The sequence below is a fragment of the Dietzia sp. B44 genome, from assembly GCF_014145245.1.
In the GTDB taxonomy this organism is placed as follows: domain Bacteria; phylum Actinomycetota; class Actinomycetes; order Mycobacteriales; family Mycobacteriaceae; genus Dietzia; species Dietzia natronolimnaea.
In genome coordinates, this window is record NZ_JAALEF010000490.1 from 1 (window position 1) to 1,832 (window position 1,832).

The 1,832-nt window shown below is 72.6% G+C and carries 2 protein-coding genes; both read left to right on the forward strand.

Going from position 1 to position 1,832, the window contains the following annotated elements:
• Window positions 1-793 (forward strand): SDR family NAD(P)-dependent oxidoreductase (locus tag G6017_RS14610; RefSeq protein WP_182618011.1); only part of this gene is annotated, 793 nt, incomplete at its 5' end.
• The gene (locus G6017_RS14615; RefSeq protein WP_182618013.1) at window positions 790-1,824 is read left to right on the forward strand and encodes a pirin family protein; all 1,035 of its coding nucleotides are present in this window, start codon (window positions 790-792) and stop codon (window positions 1,822-1,824) included. The genes G6017_RS14610 and G6017_RS14615, both read left to right, overlap by 4 nt.
• The last annotated feature ends 8 nt before the right edge of the window (window positions 1,825-1,832 follow it).

Consider the following 1,832-nt stretch of genomic DNA (forward strand, 5'->3'; position numbering starts at 1 on the left):
CGTCGCCGCCGACCTCAGCGCACCCCCGGGCGGCGCGGGGATCACGCCCGTGGCGGTCGACGTGACCGACTCCGTGTCGCTCCGGGCGCTCGCCGATCGGGTCCGCGCGGACCACGGCCGCCTGGACGCGGTGGTCACCTTCGCCGGGATCCTGGGGATCGGGCCGCTCGCCGAGACCGACCCCGAGCGGGTCCAGCAGATGCTCGACGTGAACGTCATGGGGACCGTCCGCACCGTGCACGCGATGTTCGACCTGCTCCGCGCGAGTAGCGGACGGGTGGTCCTCATCAGCTCGGAGACCGGCCCCCAGCACGGGATGCCGATGAACGGCGCCTACGCCATGAGCAAGCACGCCGTCGAGGCCTACGGGGACTCCCTGCGGCGCGAGCTCATGTTCCTCGGCCTCGACGTGGTGCTCATCCAACCGGGCCCGTTCCGCACGGGGATGACCGCCTCGATCCGGCGGCGCTTCCAGGAGTCGACGCTCCCGGGCTCGCCCTTCGCCGCCATGGCCGCCGTGATGGGGGAGATGGCGGCGGGGGAGGACGACAAGGCCACCGATCCCCGGGTCCTGGCGGAGGCCGTCTGGACCGCCGGGACCACCGCCCGGCCCCGTCACCGCTACGCCGTGAAGTGGGACCTCGGCCGCAGACTCCTGGACCACCTCCCCGTCCCGGTGGTGGACAGGGCGCTCACGCTGGCACTGGGCGGCAGGATCAACGCCAAGCGGCTCGAACTGCGGCGCGAGGCGGCGGACACCCTCAGCGCCGCCGACGCGGAGGTGCGGCCGTGAGCAACCTCGACGCCCGTCCGGAGGAGATCGAGTGCGAGGCGGGCGGATCGCCCGGTGGACCCGAACCCGGGGGCGCCGCGGTGGAGATCATCACCTCCCGTGACGTCCCGCTCGGCGGGCCGCGGGCGATGACGGTCAGGCGGACGCTCCCGCAGCGACAGCGCTCCCTGATCGGCGCCTGGTGCTTCGTCGACCACTACGGGCCCGACGACGTCTCGGCCACCGGCGGCATGGACGTGCCCTCGCATCCGCACACCGGACTCCAGACCGTCAGCTGGCTCTTCGAGGGCAACGTGACCCACCACGACTCCGGTGACAACCACGCGGTGGTCCGGCCCGGCGAGGTCAACCTCATGACCTCCGGGGCGGGCATCTGCCACACCGAGGTCTCCACCCAGGACACGGGTGTGCTGCACGGGGTGCAACTGTGGACGGCGCTCCCCGAGAGGGACCGTGAGAGCGCCGGCCGACGGTTCGAGCACCATGTCCCCGAGGCGGTGGAGTACGAGGGCGGATCCGCCCTGGTCTTCATCGGGTCGCTGCTGGGCTCGTCGTCGTCGGTCACCACGTTCACCCCCCTGCTCGGCGCGGAGCTCCGCCTGGATCCCGGCGCCCGGCTCACCCTCGACGTGGACCCGGGGTTCGAGCACGGCCTCCTGGTGGACGCCGGCGACATCACGCTCGAGGGCGTGACCGTCGCACCCGCCCAGCTGGGCTACACCGGTGTCGGCGAGACCACCCTGACCATCCACAACACCGGATCCACCCCGGCGCGGATGATCCTCATCGGCGGTACGCCGTTCGGTGAGGAGATCGTGATGTGGTGGAACTTCATCGGTCGCGGCCACGACGAGATCGTGCGCTACCGGCAGGAGTGGGAGGACGGGTCGGACCGCTTCGGCCGGGTCGACGGCTACATCGGGAGGAACCCCGACGGGCTCACCCGCCTGCCCGCGCCCACCCTGCCCGGCAGCGTGCTCACGCCGAGGGCGAACCCGGCCGCGCGGGCGCGGGCCGGGGAGGAGGTCTGATCGTGGGT